Here is a 15,937-nt window from a genome sequence, read left to right as displayed (position 1 = left end):
GTCTATGTGAACGGCTTGTCTTGGTCGACTGCCAGTTCTACCGGGGCTCCGCTTCCCACGTCACACCACCCCCACAACCCCTAACTTCACGGCCTTGGCCATTAGCTGGGGGAGGGCGGGGGAAACCCCCACGGACACCGGCGGGCACCGCCCGCCGCCCCGGTGGTGGGCCTACGGCGCCCGCAGGGCGAAGGCGCGGCTTCGCCGCAGGCGGACCGGTCAGCGGCCGCAGGCCGCCCCATCGGGCGCACAGCGCCCAGTGGCGTGGAAGCCCGCCGCAGGCGGAAAGGGCGGGTGGGTGGGGGAAACCCCACGACCACCAGCACGCACGCACCACCCCAGCCCCGCCCCAGGCGAAAGGCAGCGCCCGCAGGCCGCCCGAACCCGCCCCACCAGGCGCACCGCGCCCGCAGGGCGGAAGCCCGCCGCAGGCGGAAAGGGCGGGTGGGTGGGGAACTCCCACGGCCACCGGCCGCCCGCGCACCGCCACGCCGCGCCACCCCCCGCCGGAGGCGGAGATAGGGGCGGGTGGGTGGGGGAGAACCCCGCGGGCACAACCCCGCCCGTGGCGGGCCCCGTTACTCCACCAACTCGTCCCCGTAGTCCAAGATCTGGTCATCCTCCGGCACCCGCAGCTCGAAGTCCTCGTTCCAGTCGGACATCCGCAGCTCCCCCGCCTCGCCCGGCCGCTGGAGCCGCAGCGGGTACGGCTGGCCGATGAGGGCGACGTCGAGCGTGCCGCCGGCGCCGCCGTCCGCGAGGACGGTGACGGTCTGGGCGCCGTCGACCTCGCCGCGGTCCTCCGCCACCTCCCGCTCGCCGTCCAACGTGAGCAGGTGGTCGAAGAGCACGTTCATGTCCGTGAAGCCGCTCAGCTGCTCGTACGCGGGGTCGTCGGGCGCCACCCGCACGTACCGGCCCTCCAGGGTCTCGGCCGGGTCCGAGTCCAGTTCCTCCGGGATCCCCTCGCTCTCCCAGAACGCGGCGTCCGCCTTCATGTAGAGGTCCTCGCCCACCCGCAGCAGCTCGAACGTGGCGCCGCCGTCGGCCGAGACCTCGCCGAAGCCGCCCTCCTCGCCGAGCCGTACGTCGAGCCGGAAGGACTCGCCCTCGGTGATCACCGTCCCGGCGACCCGCACCGCCGTGGCCTCCGCCGCGGTGGCCGTCGCCTGCTCCTCGATCTCGGCCGGGGTGAGGCTGGCGAGCCCGTTGGTGCCCGCGTCCGGATCCTCCTCGGCGCCGCAGCCGACGGGCCCGAGCGCGAATAACCCCGCGCAGCCCACGGCCGTCACAACCCTGCGCCAGCCGGGGAAGGTTGAGGACACGGAAGGGGTCACGTCGACTGCCTCTCGTCGAGGTCACGGGCCGGTGAGGCGCAGCGTACCGGCAAGCCCGTGGGCCCCGGCACGTGGCGGGGGCCCGGGTCGTCCGGTGGGGGACGCGTCGGCCGTACCATCGGGGCATGGCTACCGATACTCCCCTCCTCACCGAGGACGCCGTCCGCACCGCGCTCCAGCGGGTGAACGATCCGGAGATCCACCGCCCGATCACCGATCTCGGCATGGTCAAGTCGATCGAGATCGCGGCGGACGGCACCGTGGACGTCGGGGTGTATCTGACGGTGCAGGGGTGTCCGATGCGGGACACCATCACCAGTGGGGTGCGCGACGCGGTCAGTGCGCTCCCCGGCGTGCGCGAGGTGCGCGTGGAGCTCGACGTGATGAGCGACGAGCAGCGCAAGGAGCTGGCCACCACGCTGCGCGGCGGGCAGGCGGAGCGCGAGGTGCCGTTCGCCAAGCCCGACTCGCTGACCAGGGTGTACGCGGTCGCCTCGGGCAAGGGCGGCGTCGGCAAGTCCTCGGTCACGGTCAACCTGGCGGCCGCGCTGGCGGCCGACGGGCTGAAGGTCGGGGTCGTCGACGCCGACATCTACGGCCACTCGGTGCCGAGGATGCTCGGCACGGACGCCCGCCCCACCCAGGTCGAGAACATGATCATGCCGCCGTCGGCGCACGGCGTGAAGGTGATCTCGATCGGGATGTTCACACCGGGCAACGCGCCCGTGGTGTGGCGGGGCCCGATGCTGCACCGGGCGCTCCAGCAGTTCCTGGCCGACGTCTACTGGGGCGATCTCGACGTGCTGCTGCTCGACCTGCCGCCCGGCACGGGCGACATCGCGATCTCGGTGGCCCAGCTGGTGCCCAACGCGGAGATCCTGGTGGTCACCACCCCGCAGCAGGCGGCGGCCGAGGTGGCCGAGCGGGCCGGCTCGATCGCGGTGCAGACGCACCAGAAGATCGTCGGCGTGGTGGAGAACATGTCGGGGCTGCCGTGCCCGCACTGCGGGGAGATGGTGGACGTCTTCGGCACCGGCGGCGGGCAGCGGGTCGCCGAGGGGCTGACCAGGGCGACCGGCGCCGAGGTGCCGGTGCTCGGCACCATCCCGATCGACGTGCGGCTGCGGGAGGGCGGCGACGCCGGCAAGCCGGTCGTGCTGTCCGACCCCGACTCGCCGGCCGGCGCCTCGCTGCGGCAGGTGGCCGCGGCGCTGAGCGGGCGGCGGCGCGGCCTGGCCGGGCTCTCGCTCGGTCTCACGCCGCGCGCCAAGTTCTGAACCAACAGCGTCTGAACCGACAGCGTCTGAAAAAACAACAGCGTAGGAACCGCCGGCACCCGCCGGCGGTTCCTACGCGTAGCTCTCGATGTCCTTGATGACGGCGAAGCCGAGGCCGTAGGCGCTCATGCCGCGGCCGTAGGCGCCGATGTGCACGTCGTGGTGGGCGGCGCCGGCGAGCACCCAGCCGTATTCGGACTCGCGGTAGTGGAAGTCGGTGGGCACCCCGTCCACCGGCAGCGAGAGCATCGACCAGGCGCCGCCGTGCAGGTCGTCGGCGAGTTCCCAGGCGATGGTGGTCTGCTGCTCGAGCCAGTCCTGGCGGAGGGCGCGCTCCATCTGCGCCGGCCAGGTGCAGGACAGCAGCCCGGAGCCGGCCAGCCAGGCCGCCGAGGAGACCGAGGTGGCCTCCAGGACGCCGGTGCCGTCGGGGCTGCGCCGCACCGGGCGGCTGGCGACGGTCACCACGACCGTGAACCGCTGGTCGTCGTGGCCGAGTTCGGCGCGCAGCGAGGGCTCGTCGCCGTGTCCTGTCGAGCCGTGCTCGACGGCTCCGTCGGCGGCCGTGCCGACCTGCATCAGCCAGCGGGGGCCGCTGAACGCCTCGTCCAGCCCGTACCAGGGGAACTGTGCCAGCAGGAAGCCGTCGACCGTGCGGCGCGCACCCGGCACCCCCTGGCCGGTATCGTCCCCGGACTCACCAGGGCCGCCTGTCGCGTCCTGCGGCTCTGCCTGACTGGTGGTCTCCATCTGACGCGACGCCTCCTCGTTGCCCTCGTCCTGGGCACACCCCGGACATAGGGAGGATAGCCATCCGCATCGGAGGTGTCCGGGCATGCCGGGAGAGCGACCGGCGCCATACCCCCAGGAAGCCGGTCGAATCCACTCAGGTGGCGTCGGCGTCGAAGGGCGAGGGCGTCTCGCTCGCCGCGGCCGCGGCCGGCTTGGCGGCGGCGCCCTTGTCGAGGCTGACCTGGCCGGGCGCGGCCGCCGAGGCGGCGGCGCCGGCGGCGGCCGCCGCGCCGTTCGCGGGCTTCGACAGGTCGGCCTTGCCGAGGGCCACCTTGCCGAGGCCCGGCTTGTCCAGGCTGGCGGGGGTGGTGGGCGTGGAGCGGCCGTTGATCGCGTCCGAGACCTCGGTGAGCTCCTTGCGCACGTCGAGGCTGCTGGTGAGCTCCTTGAGGCCGAACTCGTCCTTGTCGAGCAGGTGCTTCTTCGCGAAGGTCCTGGGGTTCAGGTCCTCGAACTCGAAATCCTTGAACTCGGGGCCGAGCTCGTCACGGATGTCCCGCTTGGCGCTGTCCGAGAACTCGCGGATCTTGCGCAGGAACTGCGCCGCGTCCTGGATCATCTTCGGCAGCTTCTCGGGGCCGAAGACGATGATGGCGAGGACGAGAAGGAAGATGAACTCCAGAGACCCTATATCGAAGAACATCTGTCGGCTCCCTCACGCATACGGTAGATGCCAAACGGTACCCGCCCCAGGCGTCGAACGGGAGATACCGGACCCCACCGGGGAGTGAACGGACAGCGGCCCCACCGGGTACGGGACACCCCGGGACCGCCCGCCAGGTCACCCACTGGTCGACTCCCCGAGCGTCACCGTGAGCTCCACTTCCTCCTCGCCGCGCTCCACGGTGAGCGCCAGGTCGTCGCCCGGCCGGTGGCTGCGGATCTTCACGATCAGTTCGTCTCCGCTGCGGACCCGGTCGCCGTTCACCGCGGTGATCACGTCGCCGTCCTCGACGCCGGCCAGGTCGGCCGGGCCGCCGGGGACCACCGCGGGGTCGCCGTTGGAGCTGCCGACCCGGGCGCCGTCGCCCAGGTAGCCGGTGTCCAGCGTCACACCGATCACCGGGTGGGTGGCCCGGCCGGTGTTGATCAGCTGCTCGGCGACGTCCTTCGCCTGGTTGATGGGGATGGCGAAGCCGAGGCCGACGCTGCCCGACTGGCCGCCCTCGAGGACGCCGCCGTCGCCGGTGCGGATGGCGCTGTTGACGCCGATCACCCGGCCGTTGACGTCGACCAGCGGGCCGCCTGAGTTGCCCGGGTTGATCGGGGCATCGGTCTGCAGCGCGTTGACGTAGCTGATGTCGGAGCCGTCGGCCTCCTCGCCGCCCGCGGTGATCGGGCGCTCGGTGGCGCTGATGATGCCGGAGGTGACGGTGCCCGCCAGGTCGAAGGGGGCGCCGATGGCCACCACCGGGTCGCCCACGCTCACCGCCTCCGAGTCGCCGAGCTCGACGGGGGTGAGGCCGGAGACGCCGGTGACCCTGACCACCGCGAGGTCGTAGCCGCTGTCCTGGCCGACGACCTCGGCGCGCGCGGTGTCGCCGCTGCTGAAGGTGACCTCTATCACGCCGCCGGCGCCGGCCGGGCGGACCACGTGGGCGTTGGTGAGGATGTGGCCGGTGTCGTCGAGGACGAAGCCGGTGCCGGTGCCGGCCGCGCCGCCGCCGGAGACGTGCAGGGTGACGACGGCGGGCAGCACGGCGCTCGCGATGCCGGCGATGCTGCCCTCGGCGGGCGGCCCCGACTCGCTGCGGGTCTGCGGGAGCCGCACGTCGCTGAAGGCGCCGTTCCGCTCCAGGTAGATGCCGACGGTGCCGCCGAGGATGCCGGCGAGCAGCGCGATCAGCGCGGCGGCCGCCACCAGCCGGACGGGCCGCCGGCCCTCGGGCTCGGGCTCCTGGACGCCGAGGGCGGCCAGCGGCACGGGGGCGGGCTGGACGGCCGCCCAGGGGTCGTAGCGGCCGGGCGGCGGGCCGCCGGCGGGCGGCGCGGGGGCGTGCGCCCCGGCCGGGGGCGGCGGGAACGCGCCGGGGTGCGGATGAGCGTGCGGGGGCATCCCGCCGGCGGTCGGGGGCGGCGGCATGGAGCCGTGGGGCATGGTGGTGCCCGCCGCGGGCGTGGTGGCTCCTGGCGGCGGGACGAAGGTGCCGGCCGGCGGCGTGGGATTCGGCCGCTGGACGGGCGGCGCGGGTGCCCAGGGGCCGGGCTGGCCGTACGGCGGGGTGCCGTACGGGTCCTGGCCGGGGCGGGAGTCGGCGTCCTCACCCGGCGACGGCTGCCCGGCGGGCCCCCAGTCGGCCTGGGAGCCCCCCTGGCGGCCGGGAAGGCCATTGCCCTTGTCCATCGCAGCTGTCCCCATCATCGGCTTGCCTCCGCGTCGGCGGAGGAGACACTTCCACGCCGTACCGGCTGAGCCCGGCACCGAACTGGCCCGACATTGAACTGAAGCTGAATTCAACCAGGTCGGTCACCCGGATTCAGCGGGGGCTCACGACACCCGGAATCGCCGACTCCGCCGCGAGCGCCGACGCGCCGGCGGTGGGGGCCACGGGACCCGGCACCAGATCCGGCGTGAACAGGGGCAACAGCTGACCGCTCGGCGCCACCGGGCCGAGCGGGCCGCGGAGACCGACCGCCTGGGCGGTGAGCACGGAGACCGGGCGGATGTCCTTGTCGGAGCGGCCGCCGGCGGTGCGCGCCGCGACGACCGGGGTGGCGCCGCTGCCCGGCGCGACGGCGCTGGGCGCCGACGAGCCGCCGCCACCGGCGGAGAGGCTCCCGACGCCGCCGACCACGCCGCCGAGCGCGAAGGCGGCCAGCGAGACGGCGCCGGCCGCGGCGAAGGCGAGCCGATGGCTCCGGTTGCCCCTGGCCGGGCCCGAATGGTGGATCCGGAAGCCGCGCTCGTTGCCCAGGGTCGGCGGGCCGAGCAGCGACTCGCGGTCCTTGCCGCCCGGCAGCAGGCCGAGGCGGAAGCCGGATGAGGTGCCGTTGGCACCGGATCCCGCGGCCGGGCCAGGGGGCTCGGGATCCGCCGACTCACGCCCTGCGGCGGCCGGCAGGCCCTGGAGCCTGGCGAGCAGCCCGGCCGACGGGGCGGGCAGCGGGCTGCTGGCGAACACGCTCTTCAACTCACGCTGCGCGTCGGCCTCGGCCTTGCAGCTCGGACAGGTGGCGAGGTGGGCGAGCACCCGGTCGCGGCTGTCGTGCGACAGCTCGCCGTCGACCAGGGCGGCCAGACTCTCGCCGAGGTGGTGGTCAGCCGGGCCGGTCTCCGCGGCACTGCTCACTCGGCGGCCCCGCCTTCCCGCGCGAGCGAGGAACCCGGAACGGCGGCGAGTACGGGCTCCTGGGCCGGCTGGACGCGACCGCGCGGCGAGCGGTGCTTGAGGGCCTTGCGGAGGTGGGAGCGGCCGCGGTGGATGCGGCTGCGGACCGTGCCGAGCTTGACGCCCAGCGTGGTGGCGATCTCCTCGTAGCTCAGGCCCTCGATGTCGCAGAGCACCACGGCGGCCCGGAAGTCGGGCGCCAGGGTGTCGAGCGCCTGCTGCACGTCGGCGTCGAAGTGGGTGTCGTTGAAGTGCTGCTGCGGGGTGGGCTCCCGGCTCGGCAGCCGGTCGGCCGCGTCCTCGGCGAGGGCGTCGAACCTGATGCGCTGCTTGCGACGGACGGAGTCCAGGAACAGGTTGGTGGTGATGCGGTGCAGCCAGCCCTCGAACGTGCCCGGGGTGTAGGTGGACAGCGAACGGAAGACGCGGACGAAGACCTCCTGCGTGAGGTCCTCGGCGTCGTGCTGGTTGCCGGTGAGCCGGTACGCGAGCCGGTAGACCCGGGCACTGTGGGTGCTGACGATCTCTTCCCAGCTGGGCGGGGCCCAGCCCTGGCCGTCGCCTCCGGTCGTGAACGTCGCGACGGCGCCCGCGGTGGCGGTCGTGCCGTCGGTGGCCGTGTCGATGCCCTGTCCCCGGTCAGCGTCAGCGTTGTCTGTCACGGAATTCGGCCCGCCGGAGGACCGCAAAATGCGTCTCAGCACTCCGCGGCCAGCGGACGTGGCCGCACCTCCCCTGTCGGCTCTGGTGGTGTCCAGTTGGGTCCCTACCATAGCCACCTCGCCCGTTAGCTCCGGATAAGAAATATTCACCGGCTTTCCTGGCCGCTCCGCCCGGGCCCGGGAGCCGGCTCCCGCACAGAGTCCAACGCCCGGTCCGTGCGCCCTGTTCCCTCCGGAAGTCGATACAGTCAAAGCGCGTGACAGACGGGGACAGGAGAGGGCCATTACCGGCAACCGGCTGACGAGCTGGGCGTTCGCCGAGGCGTATGGCGCACCGGACGCCGAGACCGCCGAGGGTGCGGCGCTGTCCTGGTCGAGGGAGCGGGCGCGCGAGGCCGGCGTGCGGGCCGTCACGCCCGGCAACGGCGACGCGCTGCGGCTGCTGGCCGCCGCCGCCGGCGCGCGGGCGGTGGTCGAGATCGGCACCGGGACCGGCGTCTCCGGCATGTACCTGCTCCGTGGAATGCGCCCCGAGGGGGTGCTGACCACCGTCGACACCGAACCGGAGCGGCAGCAGTTCGCCAGGCAGGCGTTCCGGATGGCCGGCCACGCGCCCAACCGGGCCAGGTTCATCCCCGGGCACGCCCTCGACGTGCTGCCCAGGCTCACCGACGGCGGCTACGACCTGGTGTTCTGCGACGGCGACCGGCTCGAGTACCTGGAGTACCTCGCAGAATCGTTGCGGCTGCTGCGACCCGGCGGCCTGGTCTGCTTCGCCGGGGTCTTCGCCGGCGGCCGCACCGTGGACTCGGCGGCCCAGCCCACCGAGGTGCGCAGGCTGCGGGAGCTGCTGCGGACGGTCCGCGAGAGCAAGGAGCTGATGCCGGCGCTGCTGCCGGTCGGCGACGGGCTGCTGTGCGCGGCCCGCGCCTGGGGCGCCTGAGCCCTCCTCCCCTCGCAGGACAAACGGCGCCGCCCCGGAACTCCGGGGCGGCGCCGTACAGGGTGTCGGCTCGGCGGCGTGGGGACGCCTTCCCCGACGCGGTCCGGCCGAGGCTTGGAGAAACCTCGGGGACGACGCCGGGGCCAGGGCTCGGAGACCGGCTCTAGCCGGTCACCTTCTTGAGCTCCTCATCGAGCGCCACCGCCTCGTCCGGGGTCAGCTCGACGACGAGTCGGCCACCGCCCTCGAGCGGAACGCGCATGATGATGCCCCGCCCCTCCTTGGTCACCTCAAGCGGACCATCGCCCGTCCGCGGCTTCATGGCCGCCATGCTCGTTCCCCTTCCTGAACCAGCCCATCGCAGCCGGGAACCCGGGGGGTCACCGACCTCGAACACATTGCTTCCGGCCATTATCCCGCATGGAGCGTCCCGATGACCAACATTGGGCGGTATCCCTTCGGCAACGCATGATCGCAAAACCACTCAATTCGGCGATTGACCGCGATAGTGCCGGCGTCTGCGACATGCTGTGAGACATGGCCGACACCGTTCTCTACGAAGTGACCGACCGTCTTGCCACCGTGACACTGAATCGCCCGGAAGCGATGAACGCCCTGAATGTCACGGCCAAGGAAGCGCTCCTGAACGCGGTGCGGCGGGCGGCCGCGGATTCCGCCGTGCGGGCCGTTCTGTTGACGGCGAACGGACGGGCGTTCTGCGTCGGCCAGGACCTCAGGGAGCACGCCGCGGCGCTCGCCGAGGAAACGGACGCGGGCGGCGCCACGCGGACGGTGGCCCAGCACTACGGCCCCATCACCCGCGCCATCGCCGAGATGCCCAAGCCGGTGGTGGCGGCCGTGAACGGAGTGGCCGCGGGCGCCGGCCTCGGCTTCGCGCTCGCCGCCGACTACCGCGTGGTGGCCGCCGGCGCCTCGTTCAACACGGCGTTCACCGGCATCGGCCTGACCGCCGACTCCGGGCTCTCCTGGACCCTGCCCCGCGTCGTCGGCCCGGCCCGCGCCGCCGACCTGCTGCTCTTCCCGCGCCGGGTGGACGCGGCCGAGGCCGAGCGGCTCGGCATCGCCCAGCGGGTGGTGCCGGACGACGAGCTGCCGGCCACCGCCCTGGAGATCGCCGGCCGCCTCGCCCAGGGCCCAACGGTGGCCTACGCCGCGCTCAAGCAGGCCCTCGCCTTCGGGGCCGACCACTCGCTGGTCGAGACCCTCGACGTGGAGAGCCGACTCCAGCGGACGGCCGGCGCGTCGGCCGACCACCTGGCGGCCGTCGCCGCGTTCCTCAACAAGGAACGCCCCGCGTTCGGCGGGCGCTAGGTGTACTGACAGCTAGTCGCTCTGGGCGACCGGGCCCGGGTCCTTGTGGAGGGCCAGGGCCTGGGCGCCCGCGAGCGCCGTCTCCAACTCGGTGATCCGCGCGTCCCGCTCGGCGAGCTCGGCCGCCAGCCGGTCGAGCACGTCGTCCACCTCGGCCATCCGGTAGCCGCGCGGCGCCACGGGCAGCCTGACCCGCACCACGTCGGCCGGGCCGACCGGCCGATCGCGCGGCAACGGGTCGTCGAGCCGATCGGGCGACACGTCCGCCAGACCGCCGGTCGCCGGCCCGCCGGTACCGTCCCCACTGCCGAGGACCGCCAGCGTGACGGCGGAGATCACCACGACCATGGCGGCCACCAGAAACAGGAACATCATGCGGGGCCTCCCCTTCACGCCCTCCATGCTTTCGTTGTGATGGTCGCATGCCGCACCGACAGCGCGGGCCAGGTAGGTTCGGAGATTGTGCGGAATGAGCGGACAGCGCGGGCGGAACAGCGGACGTTGCGGCTGGGGACACGGGAGTTCGGCCCCCACGAACCCGTGATCATGGCCATCGTCAACCGCACCCCCGACTCCTTCTACGACCGGGGCGCCACGTTCGGCGACGACGCCGCCCTGACCCGGGTGGAGCGGGCCGTCGCCGAGGGCGCCGCCATCATCGACGTCGGCGGGGTGAAGGCCGGCCCAGGCGCCGAGGTGGACGCGGCCGAGGAGATCCGCCGCACGGCCGGCTTCGTCGCCGAGGTGCGGCGCCGCCACCCCGACGTGGTGATCAGCGTGGACACCTGGCGCCACGAGGTCGGCGAGGCCGCCTGCGCCGCCGGCGCCGACCTCCTCAACGACGCGTGGGGCGGCGTCGATCCGTGCCTCGCCGAGGTCGCGGCGCGGCACGGCGTCGGCCTGGTCTGCACCCACGCGGGCGGCGCCCGCCCCCGCACCAGGCCGCACCGGGTCGCCTACGACGACGTGATGGCCGACATCCTCCGGGTGACCCTCGCGCTCGCCGAACGCGCCGTCTCGCTCGGCGTCCGCCGGGACGCCGTGCTGATCGACCCGGGCCACGACTTCGGCAAGTCCACCCGCCACTCGCTCGAGGCGACGCGTCGCCTCGACGAGATGACGGCGACGGGCTGGCCGGTGCTGGTCTCGCTCTCCAACAAGGACTTCGTCGGCGAGACGTTGGATCTGCCGGTCAGGGAACGGCTGTTGGGCACGTTGGCCACGACGGCCGTCTCCGCGTGGCTCGGGGCGCGGGTGTATCGGGTGCACGAGGTGGGCGAGACGCGGCAGGTCCTTGACATGGTGGGGAGCATCGCGGGCCACCGCGCGCCGGCGACTGCCCGTCGGGGGCTGGCCTGAGGGGTTTCCCCCCACCCACCCGCCCGTTCTGGACCCTGACGGGCCGGGCCGGGCCGGCCTTCGGCGGCTGCGCCGCCGGGCCGGGGGTGGGTGTCCCGCGCTTCGCGCGGGGTTTTCCCCACCCACCCGCCCCTTGTTCCGCGCTTCGCGCGGGTGGGGGCCCGGCCGGGGGCCGAGGGCGGCTGCGCCGCCCGGCCCCGCGGGGCCCGCCCCGCAAGGGGGCAAGCGGGCCTGCGGCCCGCTGCCGCGCAAGGCCACCGCCAAGGGCGGGTGGGTGGGCCCGCCCCGGCCGCGGGCCAGCACGCCCACAGGGGCCCAACAAGGCGGCTCCGCCGCCGTTGGGCCCCCGCGGGCCCGCTGCCGCGCGCAGCGCGCCGCGGCAGCGGAAAGGGCGGGTGGGTGGGGGAAAGCCCCTCAGGACACGAACGGGTCGATCGCCACCGCGAGAAAGACCAGCGAGACGTACGTGATCGACCAGTGGAACAGCCGCATTTCCTTCAGCTTCGCGCCCGTAACCCCCGCCCGCGCCCTCGCCTGGAGCGCGTGCGCCTCCCACAGCCACCACACGCCGGCCGCGGCCGCCACCGCCGTGTAGAACCAGCCGGCGTAGCCCAGCGGCCACAGCAGCAGCGAGACGCCGACCATCACCCAGCTGTAGACCACGATCTGCCGGGCCACCGCCAGGTTGCCGGCGATCACCGGGAGCATCGGGACGCCGACCTTGGCGTAGTCGTCGCGGACCCGCATCGACAGCGGCCAGTAGTGCGGCGGGGTCCAGAAGAAGATCACCAGGAAGAGGATGACCGCGCCCCACGAGAGCGTGCCCGTCACCGAGGACCAGCCGATCAGCACCGGCAGGCAGCCGGCGATGCCGCCCCAGACGATGTTCTGCGCGGTGCGGCGCTTGAGCAACATCGTGTAGACGACGACGTAGAAGAGCAGCGCGCCCAAGGCCAGCCCGGCCGACATCCAGTTGACCAGCAGGCCGAACCACACGGTGGAGACCACGGCCAGGGTGATGCCGAAGACCAGCGCCTCGGTCGGCCGGACCACGCCTGTCACGAGCGGCCGGTTCTTGGTGCGCTGCATCACCGCGTCGATGTCGCGGTCGATGTACATGTTGAGCGCGTTGGCGCCGCCCGCCGAGAGGTAGCCGCCGAGGCAGGTGATGAGCACCAGCCACGGGTCGGGCACCCCGCCCTCGGCGAGGAACATCACGGGGACCGTGGTCATCAGCAGCAGCTCGATGATGCGGGGCTTGGTCAGCGCGACGAACGCCCTGATCCTCTCCCCCGGTGTCCAACGAACCGAGGCGGAGCCGAGCCCTGCCACGGGACGCGAATCAACGGCCGTCACGGACACCCCTGGTTGTACGACATCGGCGATCGGTTGTGCCTCGTCACTCTAGACGCCCGACTTACACGGCTTGTCACCGGGGGTGCCCGTGTCACGGGCCGGTGAACTGCGGTGCGGAAGGGTGAACGTGGGCGAGCGCCGGGGCGGGTGACCGGCCAGAGGTAGGCTCGATGGCGGTCCGGTGCGCCACCCGCCGCCTGGCGGATCGTCCCCGTCACCGGCCGGAACACGCGGAACATCGCGGAGAGGAGCCCTGACGCAGGGTGAGCAGCAAGCCGACCACTTCAGACCTCGAATGGACCGACCTGGACCAGCGGGCAGTCGACACCGCCCGGGTTTTGGCCGCGGACGCCGTGCAGAAGGTCGGTAACGGCCACCCGGGCACGGCCATGAGCCTGGCGCCAGCGGCGTACCTGATCTTCCAGAAGCTGATGCGGCACGACCCGTCGGACCCGGACTGGACCGGCCGCGACCGCTTCGTGCTGTCCGTGGGCCACACCAGCCTCACGCTCTACGTGCAGCTGTACCTGGCGGGCTACGGCCTGACGCTGGACGACCTGAAGTCGTTCCGCACCTGGGGCAGCCGTACCCCGGGGCACCCGGAGCACGGCCACACGGTGGGCGTCGAGACCACCACCGGCCCGCTCGGCCAGGGCATCGGCAACGCGGTGGGCATGGCGATGGCCGCCCGCTACGAGCGCGGTCTGTTCGACCCGGAGGCGGCGCCCGGCACCTCGCCGTTCGACCACACCGTGTACACCATCGCCGGTGACGGCTGCCTCCAGGAGGGCGTGGCCGCCGAGGCCGTCTCGCTGGCCGGCCACCAGAAGCTCGGCAACCTGGTGCTGCTCTACGACGACAACCACATCTCCATCGAGGGCGACACCGCCACCGCGTTCTCCGAGGACGTGCTGGCCCGCTTCGAGGCGTACGGCTGGCACGTGCAGCGCGTGGCGCCCAAGGAGAGCGGCGACCTCGACCCGGCCGCGCTGCACGCCGCGTTCCAGGCGGCCAAGGCCGAGACGGGGCGTCCCTCGATCATCGCGGCCCGCTCGATCATCGCCTGGCCGGCCCCCGGCGCGCAGAACACCGAGGCCGCGCACGGCTCGGCGCTCGGCGCCGACGAGGTGGCCGCGACCAAGCGGGTGCTGGGCTTCGACCCCGAGCAGCACTTCCAGGTCGACGACGCGGTGCTGGCGCACGCCCGCGGCGCGGTGGAGCGCGGCCAGTCGGCGCGCGCCGAGTGGGACAAGGAGCTGGCCGCCTGGCGCGAGGCCAACCCGGAGCGGGCGGCCGAGTTCGACCGGATCCGCGCGGGCCGGCTGCCCGAGGGCTGGGAGAAGTCGCTGCCGGCGTTCGACGAGGGTTCCTCGGTGGCCACCCGCAAGGCGTCTGGCCAGGTGCTCAAGGACCTGGGCGCGGTCATCCCCGAGCTGTGGGGCGGCTCCGCCGACCTGGCCGGCTCGAACAACACGACGATCGACGCGTCGTCCTCGTTCCTGCCCGAGGGCAACCCGCTGCCCGAGGCGAACCCGTATGGCCGCACCGTGCACTACGGAATCCGCGAGCACGCCATGGGCGCGGTGATGAACGGCGTGGCGCTGCACGGCAACACCCGGATCTACGGCGGCACCTTCCTGGTGTTCTCGGACTACATGCGGCCCGCGGTGCGGCTCGCGGCGCTGATGAGGACGCCGGTCACCTACGTCTGGACGCATGACTCGATCGGCCTCGGCGAGGACGGCCCGACCCACCAGCCGGTGGAGCACCTGGCGGCGCTGCGCGCGATCCCGGGTCTGAACGTCGTCCGTCCGGCCGACGCCAACGAGACGGTGATCGCCTGGCGTGAGATCCTGCGCCGGAACGACGCGCCGCACGGCCTGGCGCTGACCCGGCAGAACGTGCCGACCTACGCGCCCAACGAGGGCACGGCCAAGGGCGGTTACGTGCACACCGAGGCGGAGGGCGGCGCGCCGCGCGCCATCCTGATCGCCACCGGTTCCGAGCTGCACCTGGCGCTGGCCGCCCGGCAGGAGCTCCAGGCGGACGGCGTTCCCACCCGAGTGGTCTCCGTGCCGTGCGTGGAGTGGTTCGAGGAGCAGGACCAGGCATACCGGGACTCCGTGCTGCTGCCCGAGGTGACGGCCCGAGTGGCGGTGGAGGCGGGCATCGGCCTGACCTGGCACCGTTATGTGGGACAGCACGGGCGAGTGGTGTCGCTGGAGCACTTCGGTGCCTCGGCGGACTACCAGACGCTCTACCGCGAGTTCGGCATCACGCCCGAGGCCGTGGCGTCGGCGGCGAAGGAGTCCCTGGCGGCGTCGGAGCGCTGACGCCGCGTCGCCGGCGCCGAGACCGCCGGCACCGCCTCGCCCGTACCGGTCAACGAGACGACAGCAGCAGACGACAGCAGGAGACGCGATCAATGACAGACGCACTCGGGCGCCTTTCCGAGGAGGGCGTGGCGATCTGGCTGGACGACCTGTCCCGGGCCCGGATCAGCTCAGGCAACCTCGGTGAGCTGCTGGACCAGCAGCATGTCGTGGGCGTGACGACCAACCCGACGATCTTCCAGAAGGCGATCTCGGCAGGTCAGGGGTACGAGGAGCAGGTGGCCGACCTGGCCGCCCGCAAGGTGACGGTCGAGGAGGCGGTGCGCATGATCACCACCGCCGACGTGCGGGACGCGGCGGACGTGCTGCGCGCGCACCACGAGACGACCGGCGGTCTCGACGGCCGGGTGTCCATCGAGGTGGACCCCCGGCTGGCGCACCACACGGCGGCCACCATCGCCGAGGCCAAGCAGTTGGCCTGGCTGGTGGACCGCCCCAACACCTTCGTCAAGATCCCGGCGACCCGGGCCGGGCTGCCGGCCATCACCGAGGTGATCGGGCGGGGGATCAGCGTCAACGTCACGCTGATCTTCTCGCTCGACCGGTACCGCGAGGTGATGGACGCCTACCAGGCGGGTCTGGAGAAGGCGAAGTCCAAGGGGCTCGACCTCTCGGCGATCTACTCGGTGGCGTCGTTCTTCGTCTCCCGGGTGGACACCGAGGTCGACAAGCGCCTCGACGCGCTGGGCACGCCGGAGGCGGCGGCCCTGCGCGGCAAGGCCGCGGTGGCCAACGCGCGCCTGGCGTACCAGGCGTTCGAGGAGGTCGTGGCGGCCGACCGCTGGCAGGCCCTGACGCGGGAGGGCGCCAACGCGCAGCGCCCGCTGTGGGCCTCCACCGGGGTGAAGGATCCGGCCTACCCCGACACCATGTACGTCACGGACCTGGTGGCGCCCGGCACGGTGAACACCATGCCGGAGGCCACCCTGCGGGCGACCGAGGACCACGGGGTGATCACCGGCAACACGATCGCCGGCACCTACGAGGACTCCCGGGGCGTGCTGGACGCACTGGAGAAGCTGGGCGTGTCCTACGACGACGTGGTGCGGGTCCTGGAGGACGAGGGCGTGGCGAAGTTCACCCACTCGTGGGATGGCCTGCTCGACTCGACCAGGGCGGAGCTCGAGCGCCTCGCGGGTGGGAAGGGCTGAGCCGCC

At 73.1% G+C, this 15,937-nt stretch carries 15 protein-coding genes; 6 read left to right on the top strand and 9 right to left on the bottom strand.

The features are described from left to right. Positions 1-578: 578 nt before the first annotated feature. Positions 579-1,337 carry a hypothetical protein gene (locus ACYVPE_RS02005; RefSeq protein WP_461031580.1) on the bottom strand — a complete coding sequence of 253 codons (759 nt, stop codon included), beginning with the start codon at positions 1,335-1,337 and terminating at the stop codon, positions 579-581. Positions 1,338-1,462: 125 nt separating this feature from the next. On the opposite strand from ACYVPE_RS02005, the gene ACYVPE_RS02000 reads away from it, so the two are divergent. Next, entirely contained in the window at positions 1,463-2,614 is a 1,152-nt protein-coding gene (locus ACYVPE_RS02000) for an Mrp/NBP35 family ATP-binding protein (protein WP_461031579.1), read from the top strand. Positions 2,615-2,686: 72 nt separating this feature from the next. Here ACYVPE_RS02000 and ACYVPE_RS01995 read toward each other — a convergent pair whose 3' ends face one another. The 5 genes from ACYVPE_RS01995 to sigE form a co-directional block, all read right to left on the bottom strand. Next, positions 2,687-3,364, bottom strand: coding sequence for a hypothetical protein (locus tag ACYVPE_RS01995; RefSeq protein ID WP_461031578.1), 678 nt, complete (start codon positions 3,362-3,364; stop codon positions 2,687-2,689). 136 nt (positions 3,365-3,500) lie between these two features. Beyond that, the gene (locus ACYVPE_RS01990) at positions 3,501-4,049 is read right to left on the bottom strand and encodes a sec-independent translocase (RefSeq protein ID WP_461031577.1); all 549 of its coding nucleotides are present in this window, start codon (positions 4,047-4,049) and stop codon (positions 3,501-3,503) included. A gap of 138 nt (positions 4,050-4,187) precedes the next feature. Next, entirely contained in the window at positions 4,188-5,750 is a 1,563-nt protein-coding gene (locus tag ACYVPE_RS01985) for a S1C family serine protease (RefSeq protein WP_461031576.1), read from the bottom strand. A 133-nt stretch (positions 5,751-5,883) separates the two neighbouring features. After that, positions 5,884-6,696 (bottom strand): anti-sigma factor family protein, encoded by an 813-nt coding sequence (locus ACYVPE_RS01980; RefSeq protein ID WP_461031575.1) that lies wholly within the window; start codon positions 6,694-6,696, stop codon positions 5,884-5,886. Next, positions 6,693-7,508 (bottom strand): RNA polymerase sigma factor SigE, encoded by an 816-nt coding sequence (gene sigE, locus ACYVPE_RS01975; RefSeq protein ID WP_461031574.1) that lies wholly within the window; start codon positions 7,506-7,508, stop codon positions 6,693-6,695. Before sigE ends, ACYVPE_RS01980 begins: the two co-directional genes overlap by 4 nt. Positions 7,509-7,620: 112 nt before the next feature. Between sigE and ACYVPE_RS01970 the strand changes: the two genes are divergently transcribed. After that, positions 7,621-8,340: an O-methyltransferase gene (locus tag ACYVPE_RS01970; protein WP_461031586.1), complete on the top strand. Its 720-nt coding sequence runs from the start codon at positions 7,621-7,623 to the stop codon at positions 8,338-8,340. A 163-nt stretch (positions 8,341-8,503) separates the two neighbouring features. Here the strand turns inward: ACYVPE_RS01970 and ACYVPE_RS01965 are convergent, their stop codons facing one another. Continuing rightward, the gene (locus tag ACYVPE_RS01965) at positions 8,504-8,671 is read right to left on the bottom strand and encodes a DUF3117 domain-containing protein (protein WP_019434894.1); all 168 of its coding nucleotides are present in this window, start codon (positions 8,669-8,671) and stop codon (positions 8,504-8,506) included. A 206-nt stretch (positions 8,672-8,877) separates the two neighbouring features. On the opposite strand from ACYVPE_RS01965, the gene ACYVPE_RS01960 reads away from it, so the two are divergent. Then, positions 8,878-9,672, top strand: a complete 795-nt coding sequence (locus ACYVPE_RS01960; protein ID WP_461031573.1) for an enoyl-CoA hydratase/isomerase family protein — start codon at positions 8,878-8,880, stop codon at positions 9,670-9,672. 12 nt (positions 9,673-9,684) lie between these two features. Here ACYVPE_RS01960 and ACYVPE_RS01955 read toward each other — a convergent pair whose 3' ends face one another. Continuing rightward, the gene (locus ACYVPE_RS01955) at positions 9,685-10,047 is read right to left on the bottom strand and encodes a DivIVA domain-containing protein (protein WP_461031572.1); all 363 of its coding nucleotides are present in this window, start codon (positions 10,045-10,047) and stop codon (positions 9,685-9,687) included. A 171-nt stretch (positions 10,048-10,218) separates the two neighbouring features. Here ACYVPE_RS01955 and folP point away from each other — a divergent pair, with 171 nt between their 5' ends. Continuing rightward, positions 10,219-11,031, top strand: a complete 813-nt coding sequence (folP, locus tag ACYVPE_RS01950) for a dihydropteroate synthase (protein WP_461031571.1) — start codon at positions 10,219-10,221, stop codon at positions 11,029-11,031. Positions 11,032-11,445: 414 nt separating this feature from the next. Here the strand turns inward: folP and ACYVPE_RS01945 are convergent, their stop codons facing one another. Then, positions 11,446-12,387 carry a heme o synthase gene (locus tag ACYVPE_RS01945; RefSeq protein ID WP_461031570.1) on the bottom strand — a complete coding sequence of 314 codons (942 nt, stop codon included), beginning with the start codon at positions 12,385-12,387 and terminating at the stop codon, positions 11,446-11,448. A 263-nt stretch (positions 12,388-12,650) separates the two neighbouring features. Here ACYVPE_RS01945 and tkt point away from each other — a divergent pair, with 263 nt between their 5' ends. Both tkt and tal read left to right on the top strand, forming a co-directional pair. Further along, the gene (gene tkt, locus ACYVPE_RS01940) at positions 12,651-14,720 is read left to right on the top strand and encodes a transketolase (RefSeq protein WP_461031569.1); all 2,070 of its coding nucleotides are present in this window, start codon (positions 12,651-12,653) and stop codon (positions 14,718-14,720) included. Between the two features lie 92 nt (positions 14,721-14,812). Beyond that, positions 14,813-15,931, top strand: coding sequence for a transaldolase (tal, locus tag ACYVPE_RS01935; protein WP_461031568.1), 1,119 nt, complete (start codon positions 14,813-14,815; stop codon positions 15,929-15,931). Positions 15,932-15,937 lie beyond the last annotated feature (6 nt).

The sequence above is a fragment of the Streptomyces mayteni genome (assembly GCF_054783955.1).
This window is presented reverse-complemented; position numbering and strand designations above follow the sequence as displayed.

Excerpts from the sequence above, each read along its gene's own strand:
- ACYVPE_RS02000 (WP_461031579.1), top strand. The coding sequence starts at position 1,463 with ATGGCTACCGATACTCCCCTCCTCACCGAGGACGCCGTCCGCACCGCG.
- ACYVPE_RS01995 (WP_461031578.1), bottom strand. The coding sequence starts at position 3,364 with ATGGAGACCACCAGTCAGGCAGAGCCGCAGGACGCGACAGGCGGCCCT.
- ACYVPE_RS01990 (WP_461031577.1), bottom strand. The coding sequence starts at position 4,049 with ATGTTCTTCGATATAGGGTCTCTGGAGTTCATCTTCCTTCTCGTCCTC.
- ACYVPE_RS01985 (WP_461031576.1), bottom strand. The coding sequence starts at position 5,750 with ATGGACAAGGGCAATGGCCTTCCCGGCCGCCAGGGGGGCTCCCAGGCC.
- sigE (WP_461031574.1), bottom strand. The coding sequence starts at position 7,508 with ATGGTAGGGACCCAACTGGACACCACCAGAGCCGACAGGGGAGGTGCG.
- ACYVPE_RS01965 (WP_019434894.1), bottom strand. The coding sequence starts at position 8,671 with ATGGCGGCCATGAAGCCGCGGACGGGCGATGGTCCGCTTGAGGTGACC.
- ACYVPE_RS01960 (WP_461031573.1), top strand. The coding sequence starts at position 8,878 with ATGGCCGACACCGTTCTCTACGAAGTGACCGACCGTCTTGCCACCGTG.
- ACYVPE_RS01955 (WP_461031572.1), bottom strand. The coding sequence starts at position 10,047 with ATGATGTTCCTGTTTCTGGTGGCCGCCATGGTCGTGGTGATCTCCGCC.
- folP (WP_461031571.1), top strand. The coding sequence starts at position 10,219 with ATGGCCATCGTCAACCGCACCCCCGACTCCTTCTACGACCGGGGCGCC.
- tal (WP_461031568.1), top strand. The coding sequence starts at position 14,813 with ATGACAGACGCACTCGGGCGCCTTTCCGAGGAGGGCGTGGCGATCTGG.